This is a genomic window from Cognatundibacterium luofuense (assembly GCF_018139685.1).
In the GTDB taxonomy this organism is placed as follows: domain Bacteria; phylum Pseudomonadota; class Gammaproteobacteria; order Burkholderiales; family Burkholderiaceae_D; genus Undibacterium; species Undibacterium luofuense.
Genome location: NZ_JAGSPN010000036.1, coordinates 1 through 1037, shown reverse-complemented (window position 1 = coordinate 1037; position 1037 = coordinate 1). Strand labels below are relative to the sequence as shown.

Sequence of the window (1037 nt, the reverse complement as noted above, 5' to 3'; positions counted from 1 at the left end):
GGCGCTGTTGCACAAATCCTTCCCCAGCGAGGCTTGGTAAGATAGTGGCATGACCAAGCCCGCTCCGAAACGTTACCGCACTACCAACTGGCAAGCCTACAACCAAGCTCTGATCCAACGCGGCTCTCTGTCGGTCTGGCTGGACACAAACATGTCATGGCAGGCCACTCCACGCGGTACGCGCGGACGGACGCAAACCTATAGCGATGCCGCCATTCAATTCTGCCTGACCATCAAAAACCTGTTTGGACTGGCGTTGAGGCAGACCATCGGCTTCATCCAAAGCCTGCTCAAGCTGGCGGGTCTGGACTGGGGCGTTCCAGATTACAGCACGCTATCCAGGCGGCAGCAGACGCTGCAGGTCAAAATTCCCTACCAGAAAAGCTCAGGTGCGCTGCATCTGCTGGTGGATAGCACAGGCATCAAGATGCTGGGCGAAGGTGAGTGGAAAACCAAGAAGCACGGCGCAGAATATCGCCGGCAATGGCGCAAAGTGCATCTGGGCATCGATGCGCAAACCCTGCAGATTCGCGCCATTGAGGTGACTGACAACCGTCAGGGCGATGCGCAAATGCTGCCTTCGCTATTGGCGCAGATCCCGGCCGATGAGTCGATAAGCTGCGTGAGCGGGGATGGGGCTTTCGATACCCAAGTCTGTCATGAAGCGATTGCCGCGCGGGGCGCAAGTGGATGCATTCCGACTCGCAAGAATGCGAGATCGTGGAAAGGAAGTTCGCTGGGTGTGCTGGCTCGGAACGAGATTCTACGGGCAACCAAACGACTAGGCCGGGCGATTTGGAAGCGCTGGAGTGGCTATCATCGCCGCAGTTTGGTGGAAACCAAGATGTATTGTTTCAAACGGTTGGGTGAAAGGGTGATGGCTCGGTGCTTCGATGGTCAAGTGGCAGAGCTGCAAGTGCGTGCTGCCATCTTGAATCGCTTCAGCATGCTGGGCCGTCCATGCACGGTGGCGGTGGCGTAAATCGGTCTGGGGGAAGGGGTGTCTCGACCTGTTCAGGATTTGTGCAACAGCGCCC

Annotated in this window: 1 protein-coding gene; it reads left to right on the top strand. The window is 57.5% G+C overall.

The window, feature by feature from the left end; all coding sequences use genetic code 11:
- Nucleotides 1-49 precede the first annotated feature (49 nt).
- Nucleotides 50-982, top strand: a complete 933-nt coding sequence (locus KDM89_RS19105) for an IS5 family transposase (protein ID WP_212689510.1) — start codon at nt 50-52, stop codon at nt 980-982.
- Nucleotides 983-1037: the final 55 nt, after the last annotated feature.